Origin of the sequence: Mesorhizobium sp. M7A.F.Ca.US.010.02.1.1, from assembly GCF_004023085.1 — a bacterium.
GTDB lineage: Bacteria > Pseudomonadota > Alphaproteobacteria > Rhizobiales > Rhizobiaceae > Mesorhizobium.
This window is the reverse complement of sequence record NZ_RZRV01000012.1, coordinates 139,166-156,519: the sequence shown is the minus strand read 5'-3', so window position 1 is coordinate 156,519 and position 17,354 is coordinate 139,166. Positions and strand designations below refer to the sequence as shown.

At 64.8% G+C, this 17,354-nt stretch carries 13 protein-coding genes; 11 read left to right on the top strand and 2 right to left on the bottom strand.

Annotated features, from left to right (window positions below; all coding sequences use genetic code 11):
• Positions 1 to 60 precede the first annotated feature (60 nt).
• Positions 61 to 2,481: a glucan 1,4-alpha-glucosidase gene (locus tag EOA19_RS15800; protein ID WP_023811216.1), complete on the bottom strand. Its 2,421-nt coding sequence runs from the start codon at positions 2,479 to 2,481 to the stop codon at positions 61 to 63.
• 403 nt (positions 2,482 to 2,884) lie between these two features.
• On the opposite strand from EOA19_RS15800, the gene EOA19_RS15795 reads away from it, so the two are divergent.
• From EOA19_RS15795 to EOA19_RS15755, 9 genes are all read left to right on the top strand, one after another.
• Entirely contained in the window at positions 2,885 to 4,165 is a 1,281-nt protein-coding gene (locus EOA19_RS15795; RefSeq protein WP_023811215.1) for a histidine kinase, read from the top strand.
• Positions 4,165 to 4,887 (top strand): response regulator transcription factor, encoded by a 723-nt coding sequence (locus tag EOA19_RS15790; RefSeq protein WP_023811214.1) that lies wholly within the window; start codon positions 4,165 to 4,167, stop codon positions 4,885 to 4,887. Before EOA19_RS15795 ends, EOA19_RS15790 begins: the two co-directional genes overlap by 1 nt.
• 171 nt (positions 4,888 to 5,058) lie before the next feature.
• Entirely contained in the window at positions 5,059 to 5,970 is a 912-nt protein-coding gene (locus tag EOA19_RS15785; RefSeq protein WP_245273214.1) for a YihY/virulence factor BrkB family protein, read from the top strand.
• A 62-nt stretch (positions 5,971 to 6,032) separates the two neighbouring features.
• Positions 6,033 to 7,055, top strand: a complete 1,023-nt coding sequence (locus EOA19_RS15780) for an SMP-30/gluconolactonase/LRE family protein (RefSeq protein WP_245273213.1) — start codon at positions 6,033 to 6,035, stop codon at positions 7,053 to 7,055.
• A gap of 90 nt (positions 7,056 to 7,145) precedes the next feature.
• Positions 7,146 to 8,159 carry an ABC transporter substrate-binding protein gene (locus EOA19_RS15775; RefSeq protein ID WP_023811211.1) on the top strand — a complete coding sequence of 338 codons (1,014 nt, stop codon included), beginning with the start codon at positions 7,146 to 7,148 and terminating at the stop codon, positions 8,157 to 8,159.
• A 49-nt stretch (positions 8,160 to 8,208) separates the two neighbouring features.
• Positions 8,209 to 9,678, top strand: a complete 1,470-nt coding sequence (locus EOA19_RS15770) for a sugar ABC transporter ATP-binding protein (protein WP_128304135.1) — start codon at positions 8,209 to 8,211, stop codon at positions 9,676 to 9,678.
• A gap of 1 nt (position 9,679) precedes the next feature.
• Entirely contained in the window at positions 9,680 to 10,660 is a 981-nt protein-coding gene (locus EOA19_RS15765; protein WP_128304134.1) for an ABC transporter permease, read from the top strand.
• A gap of 3 nt (positions 10,661 to 10,663) precedes the next feature.
• Positions 10,664 to 11,611: an ABC transporter permease gene (locus tag EOA19_RS15760; protein ID WP_023811208.1), complete on the top strand. Its 948-nt coding sequence runs from the start codon at positions 10,664 to 10,666 to the stop codon at positions 11,609 to 11,611.
• A gap of 335 nt (positions 11,612 to 11,946) precedes the next feature.
• Positions 11,947 to 14,019 (top strand): 3-hydroxyacyl-CoA dehydrogenase NAD-binding domain-containing protein, encoded by a 2,073-nt coding sequence (locus EOA19_RS15755; RefSeq protein ID WP_128304133.1) that lies wholly within the window; start codon positions 11,947 to 11,949, stop codon positions 14,017 to 14,019.
• Between the two features lie 29 nt (positions 14,020 to 14,048).
• On the opposite strand, the gene EOA19_RS15750 is transcribed toward EOA19_RS15755, so the two are convergent.
• A complete protein-coding gene (locus tag EOA19_RS15750) occupies positions 14,049 to 14,855 on the bottom strand; it encodes a LuxR C-terminal-related transcriptional regulator (RefSeq protein ID WP_128304132.1) in 807 nt (268 codons plus the stop codon).
• A gap of 114 nt (positions 14,856 to 14,969) precedes the next feature.
• Between EOA19_RS15750 and EOA19_RS15745 the strand changes: the two genes are divergently transcribed.
• Together EOA19_RS15745 and EOA19_RS15740 are read left to right on the top strand one after the other, a co-directional pair.
• Positions 14,970 to 16,106 carry an ABC transporter ATP-binding protein gene (locus EOA19_RS15745; protein WP_128304131.1) on the top strand — a complete coding sequence of 379 codons (1,137 nt, stop codon included), beginning with the start codon at positions 14,970 to 14,972 and terminating at the stop codon, positions 16,104 to 16,106.
• On the top strand, positions 16,087 to 17,250 hold the full coding sequence (locus EOA19_RS15740) for a spermidine/putrescine ABC transporter substrate-binding protein (RefSeq protein WP_128304130.1): 1,164 nt from the start codon (positions 16,087 to 16,089) through the stop codon (positions 17,248 to 17,250). The genes EOA19_RS15745 and EOA19_RS15740 overlap by 20 nt, the downstream gene beginning before the upstream one ends.
• The last annotated feature ends 104 nt before the right edge of the window (positions 17,251 to 17,354 follow it).

Here is a 17,354-nt window from a genome sequence, read left to right as displayed (position 1 = left end):
TCGTCCCTGTTTCCTAAGAGATTTGCGGGGTTTATCGAGGGAAGGTCTACTGGCTATGATCTACTGGCCATCTTGGTCGCCCGATATGACGGAGAAGTCGACATTCTCCCAATCGCCGGTTGCGGGCCAGAAAAAAGTGAAGATCAGCGTGCTTCCCTCGGAGAGGCTTGCCGCGGGCAGATCGGCAAGATGGATGCCGAAGGCGTTCTCCACCGTCTGGCTGTCATGGGCGGTTGCCCAGTTGTCAGTGCTCCAGTGGACTGTAGCCGGGTCCAACAATTCGACACGCAGCGTCTTGCCCTCCGGCATGGTGCGGATCTTGTTGTTGAACCGCCAGGTTCTGAACGGCGATACGGTCTTGTCCTCGATATAGCGCTGGACGCCTTGCGGCGGCATGTCGAAGACCGCGCTGTCGCGCAGCGAGCGCAACAGCTTGATATGCTCCGAATGCGCCCAGACCAGCGGCATGGCGCTGCCCGAGGGGCGGCCATGCAGCAGTTCGCGTTCCGGCAGATCGGCGCCGTCCCAGACCTGCTCCGGCAACAGGCCGACTGGGCCTGCGGACCTTTCAAGCGTCGCCAGCAGGCTGACCGCGATTTCCTTGCGCCCCGCTGCCAGCTCATAGTGGGCGCGTTCGCCGGCCAACAGCGGCCAGGGGCGACCCTGGCCGGTGCCATCGAAAGCTGCGCCGTCTTCGTGCTCGCCATAGCCATCGCCATTGTAGCGATACCAGAGCGGCCCTTGCGGCAGATCGCAGCGCAATTGCGCGTCGATGACCTTGACCGTGTCTGTCATGCGCGGGTCGTCAGCCGCCCGCAGACCGAAGCGCACCAGCGCCAGCGCATCCGGGCTGACGATCTCCTTGGCGGGCCGATCCGTGTCGCCGGGCGGCCGGTTCTTGATTGGGACATAGCCGTCCTTCGGTGAACTGGCCTCGGCGCTGTCGGGTGATGCTATGCGGACATAGTAGCCTTCGACGCCGACTTGATTGCAGGTCGCCGTGCCGGTGACGTAGGTCCAGCGCTCGACCTGGTCGTTCCAGACGTCTGATGTCTCGCGCAGGTAGGTCGCGGCGTCTGTCTTGCCGCAGGCGTCGAGCAGGTCTGCCGCGGCAAGCAGTGCGGCGATTTCGACGGCGAGCGTGAACGGGCTGTAGCCGGCATCCTCTTCCCAGCGGTCTTCGCCGGTGACGGGTCCGTTGCACACGACATAGCCGGCGGCGCGCTCGATCATCGGCAGGAAGGTCATGAGCCTGGCGCGCGGCAAATGGCCGGTGCGGCGCAAAGCATCGGCCAGCAGCAGCGGAAAGGCGCATTCGTCCATCTGGATGCCGGGCCAATAGGCCGATCCGTCGAGCCAGGCGTTCTGCGGCCAATGGCCGTCCGGCTGCTGGATGGAACTGAGGTAATCGAGGATTTGCAGGGCCGAGGCAGCATCGCCGGCAGCAAGAAAGCCGCCCGCCGTCTCGACCAGATCGCGCGGCCAGACCAGATGGTAGCCGCCGAGGTCGTCGTCACCCTTGTTGAAGCCCCACGGGATCGACAGGCTGGCGACCGCGGCGCCCGGTGTCGCGATCGACCGGTGCGTCGCCAGTACCGCCGTCGAGACACGATAGAAGTTGATCCCGGGCACCGCGTGCCGGTCGTCGAGCGGCAGCAAACCCTTTTGCCAATTGCGCCAGTTCTGGAGGTAGGATTTCGCCGCGGGTTCAAAACCCTGCTTCAGGCTGGCGAAAGCATGTTCCGTGGCCTCGTCTGATGTCGCGCCAAACCCAAGCGCCAGCAAGGCCTTGGTCTCTGTGGCGGAAAAGCCGATCTCGCCCGTCAGCGCGACATTGCCGTCCTCGGCCCGCTGGCAAGCTGGATCGAGTTCTCCGGTGTTGTGGAGTTGCTGCCAGCCGTCGGAAAAGCCGACATAGCCGGCCGAACCGGTTTTCCAGGGCAGCGACGAAGCCAGCGCCAGGAAAGAGCCGCGCCCCGAGGCGAACAGCACGGGCTTTCCCTCGTGCTCGCCGACCCATGCGGTGTTGCCCATGCCGGCATTGACCAGATGCGGCGCCAGAAGCGCGTAGACGCGGTAGTCACCGGGCACTCCTTTCAGCGCCGTGTAGGTGATTTCCTGCAGCAGCGCCGGGCGCGCCGGGTCGGCGAGGATGCGCTTTTCGATCCGCCAGGCGCCGTCGCTCGCCGTATTGACCAGCCGGTAGGCGGGCACGCCATCCTCGAACGGTTCGATCGTATGCACGGCATCGCGTTTCTCTTCCGAAAAATAGCCGCCGGGACCGGTGACGATCAAGCCGAGGTCGCGGGTGCAGGCGCTGTCGACACGCGGATAGTAGACTTCGTTGAGGATGCCGTGGCTGATCGTGAACCAGATCCGGCCGACCGGCGAAAGCGACGTTCCGACGCCACTCTTGGCGCTTGATGTCCAGCGCGCCGGGATTCCCGGGGCGCCCGGAGCAACGTTTTGCGTCACTGGCATTCTGTTCGGTCTCCTGGCCTCCTCCCTAGACCAGGACGCGAACCCTTTACAATCATTGCACCGCAAGTTGATCGGGCGGGGCCAATGGCAGGGCAACGAATTCGGGCTGACGGGTTTCTTCGGAGCCTTCGCCCGCGCATTGGCTGACGGAGCATCAAACGAAAAACCCGCCTGTGCGGCGGGTCATAGGCGCAAATCAGCACCATAGGCAAAAATGTACCATAGCTGAGGGCACCGAGTCAAGAAAAAATTCCTATTGCCGCCACAAGGCTGCCGACACCGCCGAGCTGTCGTCAGCTCTTTTGTCAAGCTGAGTGCGGGGCCCTATCGCCAACGGCGCCGTCGTTGACAGCGGCGGCGGCATGCGTCCACTATTTCGCGGCACGGGAGGATCGTGAAAACAATGGCGGAAGTGTCCCTGGTCCTGATCGACCGGCTGCTGGCGATATCGCGGGCGCTTGCCGGCCATATCGATCCCGGCACGGCGTTCCGCGCGACCGCCATCGAGATCGGCTCGCTCATTCCGCACGACCACATGGATCTGGCGGTGCTGTCGCATGACGGGCGCCGGCACGCCTGTTACGAAGCCGGCTTCCACACCAGCTGGAGCGAGCTTGCCCAGCATCCGCTGCCGACCGAAGTCAGCCCGATCCGCTCGGTGCTGTGGGGCGAAGTCCCCTATCTGCTCGCCGACGACGCGTTGAGCGACGAGCGGTTCCATTTCGCCACCGCTATCGACGGCCCGATCTTCGCCGCCAGGCTGCGCAGCCGCATCGTCGTGCCGCTCAGGGCGCGGGGCGGCATCATCGGCGCGCTCAACATCAGCCGGCACGAGGTCGACTGCTACACGCTTGCCGATGTCGCGGTCGCCCAGCAATGCGCCGACCTGATCGCGCCCTACATCTTCGCGCTGATCCAGACCGAGGAGGCGCGCCGCGCCATGCTGGCCGAGAGCGAGGCGCGCAACCGCGTCGAGCTGCTGCGCGTCGGCGCCTCGCAATTGACCGAAGGCATGGAGCGCGAACGCCGGCGCATGGCCATGGACCTGCATGACCAGACGCTTGCCGATCTCGCCCGCATCGCGCGCCAGCTTTCGGCGCTTCGCGGCCAGGGCGTGGCGCGGGCGGCACAGCTTGCCGATCTCGAAAAGGAGGTCGCCGGCTGCCTGACGGAACTGCGCCACATCGTCGACGACATGCGGCCGAGTGTGCTCGAACTGTTCGGCCTGCGCGACGCGGTCGAGGCGCATCTCAACCGCAGCGTCGCCAGGGCCAAGCCGCCGATCGCCGTGCGCATCGCCGACACCAGCGACGGTGGCGCCGACAGCCTGTCCGAGCCAGTGCGGACCGCGCTCTACCGGATCGTGCAGGAAGCGATCAACAATGCCGTGCGCCATGCCGCGCCGCACCGCATCGACGTGCTGCTGGCGTCGACCGCGAGCGTGCTGCGGGTGATCGTGACGGATGACGGCCAGGGCTGCGGCGCTGTTGATCCGGCCGCGTATGGCGGCATCGGCCATATGCACACGCGGGCAGCCCTTATCGGGGCGCGGCTGCGTATCGGCCAGGCCGGCCGCAAGAACGGCGGCACCCGTGTCGTCGTCGAGATCGACCGCCAGCCGTCGCGAGAATTGGCGGCGGCTGCAGCGGTGCCTGGCGAGTTCGCCGTATCGGAGGCCATGTGATGCTTGTGATGATAGCCGAGAATGACGGGCTGCACCGTAGCTTCGCGCGGCGAACGGTGGAGCAGCTGTGGCCCGGCGACGTCGAGGTGATCGAAGCGAGCGACGGCGAGGACGCCATCAACCTGGCGGCCGAACGCGAGCCGCTGCATGTCGTGCTCGATTTGCAGATGCCCAAGGCGACGGGAATCGAAGTTGCCAAGGCGATCTGGAACCGTCGCGCCGGCACGCACATCCTGTTCTGGTCGAATTTCGCCGACGAAGCCTATGTGCGCGGCGTGGCGCGCATCGTGCCGCCGGGCTCGGTCTATGGCTATGTGCTCAAATCGGCGACGGAGGAGGGCATGCGGTCCGCCCTGCGCGGGGTTTTCCGCGAAGGCCACTGCATCATCGACCGCGAGATCCGCGGCATCCAGCACCGCGTGCAGGACAAGTTCGAGGGCATCACCGACGGCGAATATGAGAGCCTGATCGACATCGCGCTCGGCCTGACCGACCGCGCCATCGCGGCACGCCGCGGCCTGTCGATCCGTGGCGCACAGAGCCGTATCAAGCATGTCTACGACAAGCTCGGCATCCTGCCGGCGGAGGACGGCGCCGGCGATGCTTCCGTGTTCAACTCGCGGACGCGGGCGATCTATCTCGCCATGGCGCGCGGCCTGATCAACATCGACGCACTGCGCCGCGAACAGGACCGGCTCGATGCCTGGCTGGCGGAGCACTGAAACAGCGGCGGCCACGCCCCGGAACATCGGAAGGTCCGGCGCATTGCTAGTAAACGCCAACTCAATGCCTGCGGACTCGAAGTGCGACCCTCAATCACAGATTCATGGCACCTGGTGCGTGAAAGCATAGTCGGCTTCATCAACGACAATGCGCTTAGCCATGGTGCGGCGATGGCCTTTTATGCCGCCACGTCGCTGGCGCCGATCTTGCTGATCGTGGTTGCGATCGCTGGTCTCGTCTTCGGCCACGATGCCGCACAATTGGCCTTGTCCGCGCAGATATCAGGGCTGATGGGACCGGAAAGCGCCGATCTCCTGAAGACTGCCTTGGAAAGTGCATCCGGCAGCCTATACGGCACCTGGGCCGCGATCATAGGGCTGGTCACCTTGCTGGTGGCCGCGTCTGGCGTTTTCGGCGAGATGCAGCAGTCGTTGAACACAATCTGGAAGATCGAACCGCAAGGCAACTCCCTGTCGCGTCTGGTGCGGGCGCGGGCCGCCAGTCTGGGATTGGTGGCCGCACTCGGGTTCCTGTTGCTGGTCTCTCTCATCGCAAGCGCCGCGATCTCGGCACTGGGCGCTTTCATCAACGCCCATCTGCCGTTCGGAACGATCATACTCAGCGGGATCAATGGCGTCGTTTCGTTTGCGCTTATCTCCGTGATGTTTGCCGCCATCTACAAGGTTTTACCCGATCGAACCCTGGAATGGCGCGATGTGGCAATTGGCGCTGTCGGGACCGCGGCCCTGTTCACACTGGGGAAATCGCTTATCGGCTGGTATATCGGCACCAGCGCGATTGCGTCTTCGTATGGCGCCGCCGGCGGACTGCTCGTCATACTGCTCTGGGTTTACTACTCGTCGGAAATTTTCCTTCTCGGTGCCGAGTTCACGCGGGCCTATTCCGTTCGGCACGGCAGCCGGTCCGATCTGAACACCTTGGTTCACAGCCCTCAACCCACGCAGCAAGACCCATTTCGCGCAGGGCAAAAATCCAACGCTGCCGGCGTGGTCGTGCTTGTGGCCGTAGCTTGCGCGAGCGCAACCCTGACCGCGCTTTTGCGGCGTGTTCGCCGGCCCTGATCTGGCGTCGCCCTATTCTATGCTCGATAGGCAGGGCCGACTGTGCAAACGCACACTCGGCCGTGCGCTTTGACCTGTATCGGCTCGTCGGTACCGCGCCTACGCTCTGCCCCAACAAGAAGACTGTATCGGGAAGCGTTCATGCCATTCGTCACCATGCGGAGCAGCACGGCTGTTCGCGCCGGGAGCCGATGATGTCGGTGTCGGCGCGTGCGCGCCATTCCGGCTTCGACGACGTCGTCGGCGATGCGACGATCGAAACGCTCGCGAGCGGCTTCGGCTTCCTCGAAGGGCCGGTCTGGCACCCCTACGAAAAATGGCTGGTCTTCTCCGACATTCCGGAAAGCCGGATGTATCGCCGCAATGCCGAGGGCGAGATCGAGCTGTTCCGCGCGCCGAGCCACAAGGCCAATGGCAACACGCTGGACCGCCAGGGGCGGCTGGTCACCTGCGAGCATGCGACGAGCCGGGTGACCCGCGCCGAGCCCAACGGCAGCGCGACGGTGCTTGCCACGCACCATCAGGGCAAGCAGCTCAACAGCCCGAACGACATCGTCGTCGCCACCGGCGGATCTATCTACTTCACCGATCCGGGCTATGGCCGGAAGGAATTCTATGGCGTGCCACGCCCGCAGGACCTGCCGTTCCAGGGCGTCTACCGCATCGATGGCGACGGCGCCCGGCTGACATTGCTGGCCGACGATTTCGGGCAGCCGAACGGGCTGTGCTTTTCGCTGGACGAGTCGCGGCTGTTCATCAACGACACCGAACGCGGGCACATCAGGGTGTTCGGCGTGGAAGCCAATGGCGACCTCAATGGCGGCGCGGTGTGGGCAGTGACCGAGGGCGAGGGGCCGGGAGCGCCCGACGGCATGAAGATCGACAGCCGCGGCAATCTTTACTGCACCGGTCCCGGCGGCATCCACATTTTCGACGCGTCGGGCGCCATTCTTGGCGTCATCCGGACGCCGGAAGATTGCGCGAATTTCACCTTCGGTGACGACGATTTGCAAAGCCTCTACATCACGGCGTCGACGTCGCTGTACCGGCTCAGGGTGCGCGTGCCGGGATTGAGACTGTTTTGAGCTCGCGACAATCCGTGCTCAAATCAGAGTTGAGGCCGGGGTCAAAGCCGGTGGGAATGCAGCAGTCAACACATCTGGGAGGATAACGACATGAAGAAACTGTTCGTTCTGGGCGCTCTGGCGGCAATGCTCGCCTCGGGCACGGCGCTGGCCGACACCAGTGGCAAGAAAATCGCTTTTTCCAACAATTATGCCGGCAATTCCTGGCGGCAGGCGATGCTCGACAGCTATGGCATCGTCACCAAGAAGGCGGTCGCCGACAAGATCGTCGGCGCGGCCGACATCTTCACCACCGCCGACAAGGAGGTGCCGACGCAGGCAGCACAGGTGCAGAACCTGATCCTGCAGGGCTATGACGCGATCGTCATCAACGCCGCCTCGCCGGATGCGCTCAACGGCGCCATCAAACAGGCTTGCGATGCCGGCATCGTCGTCGTCTCCTTCGACGGCACCGTGACCGAACCTTGCGCCTACCGTGTCGTCGTCGACTTCAAGGACATGGGCAAGCAGGAAATCGAGCAGATGGCCAAGTTCCAGCCCAAGGGCGGCAATCTTCTGGAAATCCGTGGGCTTGCCGGGACCTCGATCGACGATGCCATCCATGCCGGCATCCTCGAAGGCGTCGCCGCCCATCCCGAGTTCAAGATCGTCGGTTCGGTGACCGGCGACTGGGACCAGACGACGGCGCAAAAGGCGGTGGCGACCATCCTGCCGTCGCTGCCCGACATCGTCGGCGTCGTCGACCAGGGCGGTGACGGTTACGGTGCGGCCCAGGCCTTCGCCGCCGCCGGCAAGCCGCGTCCGACCATCATCATGGGCAACCGCCAGGACGAGCTGCAGTGGTGGAAGGAACAGAAGGACAAGGACGGCTACCAGACCTGGTCGGCCTCGATCGCGCCCGGCGTCTCGTCGCTCGCCTTCTGGGTGGCGCAGCAGGTGCTCGACGGCCGCACCGACATTCCGCACGATCTGCTGGTGCCGTACCTGGCCTTCACACAGGACGATTTCGAGGCCGAGCTGCCGAAGATCCCCAAGGGCGGCGTCGCCAGCCACGAATACACGCAGGAAGACGCGATCGCGGCCATTAAAGCCAACATCAAGTGAGCATAACGGCAGCGTTGCCGTCCGTATCGCCGAGCGGATATCGTTGAGCATGCCTGAAGGGAACGCTGACATCATCAGACTGAACGGCGCCGAAAAGCATTTCGGCGCCGTTCGCGCACTGGGCGGCGTCGATTTTCACGTCGGTCCCGGCGAGTGCGTCGGTCTTGTCGGCCATAATGGCGCCGGCAAATCGACGCTGATGCACATGGTGGCGGGCACGCTGGTGCCCGACAGCGGGCAGATCGGCGTGCATGGCGACACCGAGGACAATTACTCGGTGGCACGGGCGCAGCAACTCGGCATACGCTGCGTGTTCCAGGAATTGTCGCTGTGCCCCAATCTCAGTGTCGCCGAGAACACGCGCATCAACCATGCTTCGCTGCGCGGGGTTGGCTGGCGGCGCAAGGCCGCCGAGCTGATCGCCGCCAAGCTCGACGAGATCTTTCCGGGTCACAGCATTTCGGCGTCGGACATCGTCGGCGACCTGTCGATCGGCCGGCGCCAGATGGTCGAGGTGGCGCGCGCCTTCACCGCCACTCAGGACCGGCTCGACCTCGTCATCCTCGACGAGCCGACCTCGTCGCTCGACGCGCATACGGCGGGCCAATTGCTGGCCTTCGTGCGCCGCTTCGTCGCCGGCGGCAAAAGCTGCATCCTGATCTCGCATGTGCTGGGCGAGGTGCTGCGCAACGCCGACCGCATCGTGGTGATGCGCGACGGCAAGGTGGTTGTCGCCGACGCCGCCAGCGCCTTCGACCGCGACCGGCTGGTGACGGCGATGGGCGGCGCGGAAGCGCGCCAGAAGATCGCGGCGCAAATCGCTGCCGCCAAGCCCGCCGCCAGTCCGCTGCGGGTCCGGGCGCGGCCCGCTGCGCAGAAGGACGGCACCGACCTTGTCGCCTGTGCCGGGGAGATCATCGGCCTTGCCGGGCTGGCTGGCCACGGCCAGACTGACCTGCTGCTGACGATCTTCGCTGCGGCGTCGCGGGCCCGAACCGGCATCGAGGTGACGGCACCGGTGGCGCTGGTCGCCGGCGACCGCCAGTCGGACGGCATTTTCCCGCAATGGTCGATTGCTGAGAATATCGGCATCCGCTCGCTGGCGCGGCTGCGCAGCGGGCTGTTGATCTCGCCGCAGCGCGAGGCGGAGCTTGCTGCATTCTGGCAAAAGAAGATCGGCATCCGCACGCCGGATATGAACAACAACATCTTTTCACTGTCGGGCGGCAACCAGCAGAAGGCGCTGTTTGCGCGTGCGCTCGGCTCGGACGCGCAGATCGTACTGATGGACGACCCGATGCGCGGCGTCGATATCGGCACCAAGCTGGAGGTCTATGACCTCGTGCGCGAAGAGGCTGCCCGAGGCCGCACCTTCCTCTGGTACACCACGGAAACCGAAGAGCTCGACAATTGCGATCACATCTATGTCTTCAAGAACGGCCGCATCGTCGCCAATCTGCGCCGCGACGAGTTGACCGAAGAGAAGATCATCCAGTCCTCCTTCGGCGACGCGGCCTGAGATGACGACCGCCAGCCTCGACACCGCCGCCGGGACATCCGCCGAACGTGGCGCGCTGGCCCGTGCCCGCCTGCTGAGCGGGCTGCTGCCGGCGCTGTCGCTGGCGCTGGTGCTGCTCGCCATCGCCTGGCTCAACCCGCGCGCCATCAGCTATTTCGGCTTCAGCCTGATGCTGAACCTGGCAATCCCGATCGCGCTGGCGACGATCGCGCAGATGTTCGTCATTGCCGGCAATGAGCTCGACCTGTCGATCGGCACCTTCGTCGGCTTCGTCGGCTGCGTCACGGCGACCTGGCTGAAGGACGCGCCGCTCATCGGTGCCGTCATCCTGCTCGGGTCGATTGGCGTCTATGCGCTGCTCGGCGCGCTGATCCATCTGCGCAATTTGCCTTCCATCGTGGTGACGCTCGGCATGAGCTTCGTCTGGCAGGGCCTCGCCATTCTCGTTTTGCCCAAACCCGGCGGCAAGGCGCCGGACTGGCTGCTCGGGCTGATGGCGTTCAAGCCGCCTTTCGTGCCGTTCCCGATCATTGCCGCGCTGCTCATCGGCCTCATCGTCCATTTCGGCCTGATGCGCACCTCCTATGGCGTGATCTTGCGCGGCTCCGGCGGCAATCCGGCGGCACTCGGGCGCGCCGGCTGGTCGCTGCTCAAGACCAAGATCGTGCTGTTTGCGCTCGCGGGTCTGTTCGGCGTGCTGTCCGGCATGGCGCTGATCGGCATCACCACCTCGGCCGATGCCAATATCGGCAATGGCTACACGCTGCTGGCGATCGCCGGCGTCATCCTCGGCGGCGGCGAATTCGTCGGCGGCCGGGTATCGCCGATAGGTGCTGTGATCGGCGCGCTGACGCTGGCGCTGGCCGCATCGCCATTGCTCACCTTCATGCACATCCCGCCCGACTGGCAGGTGGCCGCCAACGGCGCCATCCTGATCATCGTGCTGGCGGCGCGGGTGCTGATCAGCCGCAAGGAGAGGTGAGCGATGACATCGGTGAAATCGCTGCTCACCAAACCCTGGATCTGGTCGTTCATTGGCGCGCTTCTGGTGTGGCTGGCGACGATCGCCTTCACCGGCGGTTATGGCGCCGGCGGCATGGTCACTGCGGCCCTGTCGCTTGCGGTGTTCACCGTCATTGTCGGCGTCGGCCAGATGTTCGTCATCACGCTGGGTCCGGGCAATGTCGACCTGTCGCTGCCGGCCAATATCGGCCTTGCCAGCGCCGTCGCGATGAAAGTGATGGACGGCAACGATTCCATGATCGCGGTCGGGCTGCTGGCGGCGCTTGCCTGCGGGGCGGCGATCGGCGCCGCCAACTATCTGCTGATCTGGGCGCTGCGCATCCCGCCGATCATCGCCACTTTGTCGGCCAGCTTCATCATCCAGTCGATCGACATCAGCTACGGACGCGGCTTGCAGATCAAGCCGCCGCCGGGCTTCGCCGATTTCGCCAACCGGCAGGTGCTGGGCATTCCGGTGCTGGCGATCCTCACCGTGCTGTTCACCATCGGTGCGGCCGTCGCCCTGCAGCGTATGATCTATGGCCGCTCGGTGCTGGCGATCGGCCAGAACATTCGGGCGGCGTGGCTCGCCGGCGTCAATGTCGGCCGCATCCGCTTCCTCACCTACACGCTGTCGGGCGCGCTCGGCGGCATCGACGGTGCGCTGCTCGCCGGTTATTTCCGGGGCGCCAATGTCGATATCGGCAATGAATATCTGCTGGCCTCGATCGCCGTCGTGGTCATCGGCGGCACGTCGGTCGCCGGCGGCAAGGCCAATGTGCCTGGCGTGTGGGGCGCGGCGCTGTTCCTGGTGCTGCTTTTGACCATGCTCAACACGTTTGGGGTGAGTGCCGGGGTGCGATTGCTGCTCACGGGGCTGATCATTGTCGGGGTGATCACGGCGGCGGGCGGGCAGAAGGCGCCGCGGTAGCGGGAGCAGACGCCGACGCTGGCGGGACAGCACCCCCCTCTGGCCTGCCGGCCATCTCCCCCGCAAGGAGGGAGATCGGCAGCTTCGCCGTTTCGTCCGCCTTTCAACGTTGAAAATTGGGAAGGCCGTCGTGACGTCCGATCTCCCCCCTTGCGGGGGAGATGCCCGGCAGGGCAGAGGGGGGTGTGAAGGATCTCTACTTCGGCGATGATGGCAGCCGGGCACCTCGAGCCGCTAATCATTGTGCCAGGCCTCCCTCTGGTTTCCATCCACGTCATAGCGCTGTAAATCCAATCGCGCGGCTGCAGGCCGTTCACCATTGTCCGGAGGTTTGCGTGTCCGATTTTGTGAAGGTCAGCCGCGACGGCGACGTCGCCGTCGTCACTATCGACAACCCGCCGGTCAACGCGCTGAGCTTTCATGTCCGCGAACCGCTGATGCAGGCGCTGGTTGAGCTGCGGGATGATGCTTCGGTTGCCGCCATCGTCATTGCATGCGCCGGCCGGACCTTTGTCGCCGGCGCCGACATCACCGAATTCGGCAAGCCGATGCAGCAGCCCGAGCTGCGCGCCATCGTGGCGACGCTGGAGACCATCGCCAAGCCGACGGTCGCCGCCATCCACGGCACCGCGCTCGGCGGCGGGCTGGAGCTGGCGCTCGGCTGCCATTTCCGCGTCGCCGATGCCGGCGCCAAGCTCGGCCTGCCGGAGGTCAAGCTCGGCCTGCTGCCGGGCGGTGGCGGCACGGTGCGGTTGCCGCGCCTGGTCGGCGCGCTGAAGGCCTTGAAGATGGTCGTTTCCGGTTCACCGGTCGGTGCGACCGAGGCGCATGCCGCCGGTCTCGTCGACGCCGTCTTTGAAGGCGATCTGGCCACCCATGCCGTGAACTTTGCCAGGGAAATAGCCCGCAAGGGTGGTCCCTTCACGTCGGTGCGCGATCGCAATGAGGGGCTTAAGGAGACCGACCTCGCGGCTTTCGACGCCGAGGCTGCGGATCTTGCCAGGAAAGCGCGCGGGCTCGAGGCGCCGATCGCCTGTGCGCTGTCGGTGCGCAATGCCGTCACACTGCCCTTCGACGCGGCGCTGGCGGCGGAGCGTGCGCTGTTCGTCAAACTGGTCGCCGGCGACCAGTCGCGAGCGCAGCGGCATTTGTTCTTCGCCGAACGTGAGGCGGCAAAGCTTGCGGGCAAGGACACCGTCAAGCGCCGGATCGCCCGCGTCGGCGTCATCGGTGCCGGCACGATGGGCGGCGGCATCGCCATGGCTTTCGCCAATGGCGGCTATCCCGTAACCTTGCTGGAAACCAGCCACGAGGCCCTGCAGCGCGGCCTGGCGACGATCGACAGGAACTACTCGGTGTCCGTCACGCGCGGTTCGCTAAGCGAAGTCGCCAAGCGCGAGCGGCTCGCCCAGTTCAAGGGCTCCACCGACTATGCCGATCTCGCCGATTGCGACCTGATCGTCGAGGCGGTGTTCGAAGACATGGCGGTCAAGAAGGAGGTGTTCGGCAAGCTCGATGCCGTGGCCAAACCGGGCGCGATCCTCGCCACCAACACCTCCTATCTCGACATCAACGAAATCGCCGCCTCGACCTCGCGGCCGCAGGATGTGCTCGGCCTGCATTTCTTCTCGCCGGCCAATGTCATGAAGCTCTTGGAGATCGTGCGCGCCGACAAGACCGCGCCCGATGCGCTTGCGACCGTCGTCGACCTAGCGCGGCGGATCGGCAAGGTGGCCGTTGTGGTTGGCGTCTGCCACGGCTTCGTCGGCAACCGCATGCTGGCCGCGCGCGGCTCGGAATCGGAAGCGCTTCTTCTGGAAGGCGCGACGCCCAGCCAGATCGACCAGGTCTTCACCGATTTCGGCTGGCCGATGGGGCCTTTCCAGATGGGCGATCTCGCCGGTCTCGACATTGGCTGGCGCAACCGCAAGGCGCGTGGCCTGTCGGCCGTGATCGCCGACACGCTGTGCGAACAAGGACGTTTCGGCCAGAAGACCGGCCGGGGGTTCTATCTCTACGAGAACGGTTCGCGTACCCCGGCCCCGGATCCGGAGGTCGAGGTGCTGATCCGCGACAAGGCCGCCGAGAGGGGCATCGCGCCGCGCGCGATCAGTGCGGAAGAAATCATCGAGCGCACGCTTTACCCCCTGATCAACGAGGGCGCCAAGATCCTGGAGGAAGGCATAGCGGCCCGTGCGTCCGACATCGATGTCGTCTGGGTCAATGGCTACGGCTTTCCCATGGGCAAGGGCGGACCGCTGTTCTGGGCTGGCCTTGAAGGCCCGGGCAAGATTATCGAGCGGCTCGAGTACTGGCATCAGCGGACGGGCAAGGATGTGTTCAAGCCAGCGCCGTTGCTGAAGCGGATGGCCGAGACCGGATCGTGGGAAGCCGGCGCAACAGCCTGATCAAACGGCGGACTGAGGGGTGGTAGGAATTATCGTATCCGCGCGTCGATGATCTCGACGAAACGTGCGAACAGGCCAGCCTGCGACTTGATCTTGAGCTTGCGATAGATGTTGCGTCGATGGACCTTCACGGTGCCCGGCACGATGCGCATGGCCCTGGCGATCGATTCCGTCGAATGCCCCTGCAGCACCAGGTCAACGACATGTTTTTCGCGCGGCGTCAGCGACAGGCTTTGCCAGATATGGGCGCGGTCGAACTCGTTGACTGGAGCGGTCGTCTCGTCCTGCTGCGCCTCTGCCGGTTCGTCGGCCGGAAGGGCGGGCCAGCGTAGCCTGGCGAAGCTGATCACCGCCGGCGCCATGTCGCGCAGCAACCTGGCATCGGCGGTGCCGAACGGGCCTGAAGCGCGCAGCCGCATCAGCGACAACACCAGCGCATCCTTGCCCGGCAGCGGCACGAAGAAGCCGACCTCCTCGGCCAGCCTGGTCTGGCTGTAGTAGGAGCGGAAATACTCGCTGGCATAGAAGCGGTCCGGCGCCAGTTCGCGCATGCGCCAGAACCCTTCCTTGCGCTCGACCGCAGCGTGGTGGAACGGGTCGAGCAGATACGGCCCCTCCTGATAGAGCGCGACGAAGACGTGGCTTTCGGCCGGCGAGAAGGTTTCGAACAGCAGCGGCGGGCGCGCCGCGCCGCGATAGCCGAACACCACGCAGTGGTCGAAGCTGACATGGAGCCGCAGCCAATCGACCAGCGCATTGCCGAACAGGTCGCCGCTGGTCTCCCGCGTCCCCGCGACGAGCGTGGCGAGCTGGCTGTATTCGTCGCTGCGGGACAATCCATACCCCCTTAAACGAGAAAATAGATCAGATATACCACCTGAGAGGTATATACTAGCCGCCATTGGCTCTGGTAGCGTCCCGATATTGCCCTGTTGCTGGAGCCATCAGCCTTGACCGCAGTGCCCGACATCGAGTTTCGCGGCGTCACCAAGCGCTATGGCGCGGTGACCGCGGTCAGCGGCATCGATCTCGCTGTCCCGCCCTCCGCCTTTGTCGCCTTGCTTGGACCATCCGGCTGCGGCAAGACGACCTGCCTGCGCATGATCGGCGGTTTCGAACAGCCGAGCGAAGGCCAGGTGTTCATTCGCGGCCAGGACATGGCCGGCACGCCGCCCTACCGGCGGCCGGTCAACATGGTGTTCCAGCAATACGCGCTGTTTCCGCATCTCGATGTCGAGGACAACGTCGCCTACGGGCTGCGTCAGGCGCGGCCAAGGCTGTCGTCGCGCGAGATCGCCTCAAGAGCGGGGGAAGCGCTGGAAATGGTGCGGCTCGCCGGCTATGGCCGCCGCAAGATCCACGAACTGTCGGGCGGCCAGCAGCAGCGTGTGGCGCTTGCCCGCGCCCTGGTCAACAAACCGGCGGTGCTCTTGCTCGACGAGCCGCTGGCGGCGCTCGACAAGAAGCTTCGCACCGACATGCAGATCGAGCTGCAGAACCTGCAGCGCGAGATCGGCATCACCTTCGTGCTGGTCACGCACGACCAGGAGGAAGCGCTGTCGATGAGCGATTTCGTCTGCGTCATGAATGGCGGCCGCATCGTCCAGCTCGGACAGCCAAGCGAGATCTATGACGAACCGGCCGATTTGTTCGTCGCCGATTTCGTCGGCAAGACCAATCTCTTGAGCGGTACCGTCGCCGGACATTCGGGCGATCTGGTGGAGGTGGCGCTCGCGAATGGCACCGTCATTGCAGCGCGCAAACGAACCGCCCTGCAGCAAGGCGAGGCCGTTTCGGTCAGCCTGCGTCCTGAATCGCTCAGTCTCGGCGCTCAGACAGGCGGCCCATTCAAGGGCGTCGTCCGCAACCGGATCTTCCTGGGCTCGACGGCGGAATACGCGATCGAGGTCCAGGGCATCGGAACGCTGCTGGCCAAGGCCGATCACCTGATCGGCCACGGCAATCTCTTCAAGCCGGGTGAACCCGTCGCCATCGGCTTTGCCTCCGGAACGCCGCTGGTGTTTGCGGAGACCAAGAACAACGGGGCCAACCAGAGGGTAGATAAACATGTCGAAATCATATCGTGACGGACTGCCGATAAGCCCCAAGAATTTTGTCGATCAGCTGATGCGTTTGAAGCGCGGCTCGATCGGCCGACGCGACTTTCTTGGCCTCACCGGCCTTGGCATTGCCACGGCGGTGATGGCGCGCGAGATCGGCATCATGCCGACACCGGCCTTTGCCGCCGAAAGCCTTGGCGACCGCATGTCGATCGCCACCTGGCCGAACTACCATGACCCGGCGACGTTCGAGAATTTCAAGAAGGACACCGGCGTCGCCGTCGAGGTCAACGTGTTCGGCTCCAACGAGGAGATGCTGGCCAAATTGCAGGCCGGCGCCTCGGGCTGGAGCCTGTTCGTACCGACCAACTACACGATCTCGACTTACAAGAAACTCGGCATCATCGAGCCGCTGGAGATGGCGAAGCTGCCGAATTTCGATGGCTCGCAGGAGGATCCGCGCTTCACCGGGGAAGGCACGATCGAAGGGGTGACCTACGCGGTGCCGAAGAACTGGGGCACCACCGGCTTTGCCGTCAACACCAAGAAGCTGACCAAGCCGATGACGAGCTGGAAGGAGTTCTGGGACACCGCCATGGCCGAAGGCGACAGCCGCACCATGGTGCACGACTACCAGCTGACCACGATCGGCAATGCGCTGAAATATTACGGCTACTCGTTCAACTCGCTCAAGCAGGACGAACTGGCCAAGGCGGAGGAACTGCTGCTGAAGGTCAAGCCGCATCTGTTCGCGGTCTCCTCCGACTACCAGCCGGGCATGCGCGCCGGCGACGCCTGGATGACGATGTGCTGGACGAATGACGGCGCGCAGCTGCATCGCGACATTCCCGAGATCGCCTATGTGCTGGGCAAGGAAGGCGGCGAGATCTGGACCGACTTCTACGCCATTCCGAAGGATGCGCCGAACAAGCCGGCCGGCTATGCCCTGCTCAACTATCTGATGAATCCGCAGGTGGCGGTGAAGGAGCACCTGGCCAATGGCGCGCCGTCGACCGATGCGCGGGTCAACAAGCTGCTGCCCAAGGAAGTGCTCGACAATCCGATCCTCTATCCGGCGGCCGACCTGTTGACGCCGCTGGAATTCGGCGCGGCGGCAACGCTGACGGATCCCGGCCGCGCCGAATTGATGGCGCGCTTCAAGTCGGCCTGAGCGACGGCCTCAAATTCTTTTCGGATAAGTTGACCGGCGGGGTCATACCCGCCCGCACGGGGCAAATCTCTCCCTTCACCGCAGCCGTCTTTGCAGGGATTTTT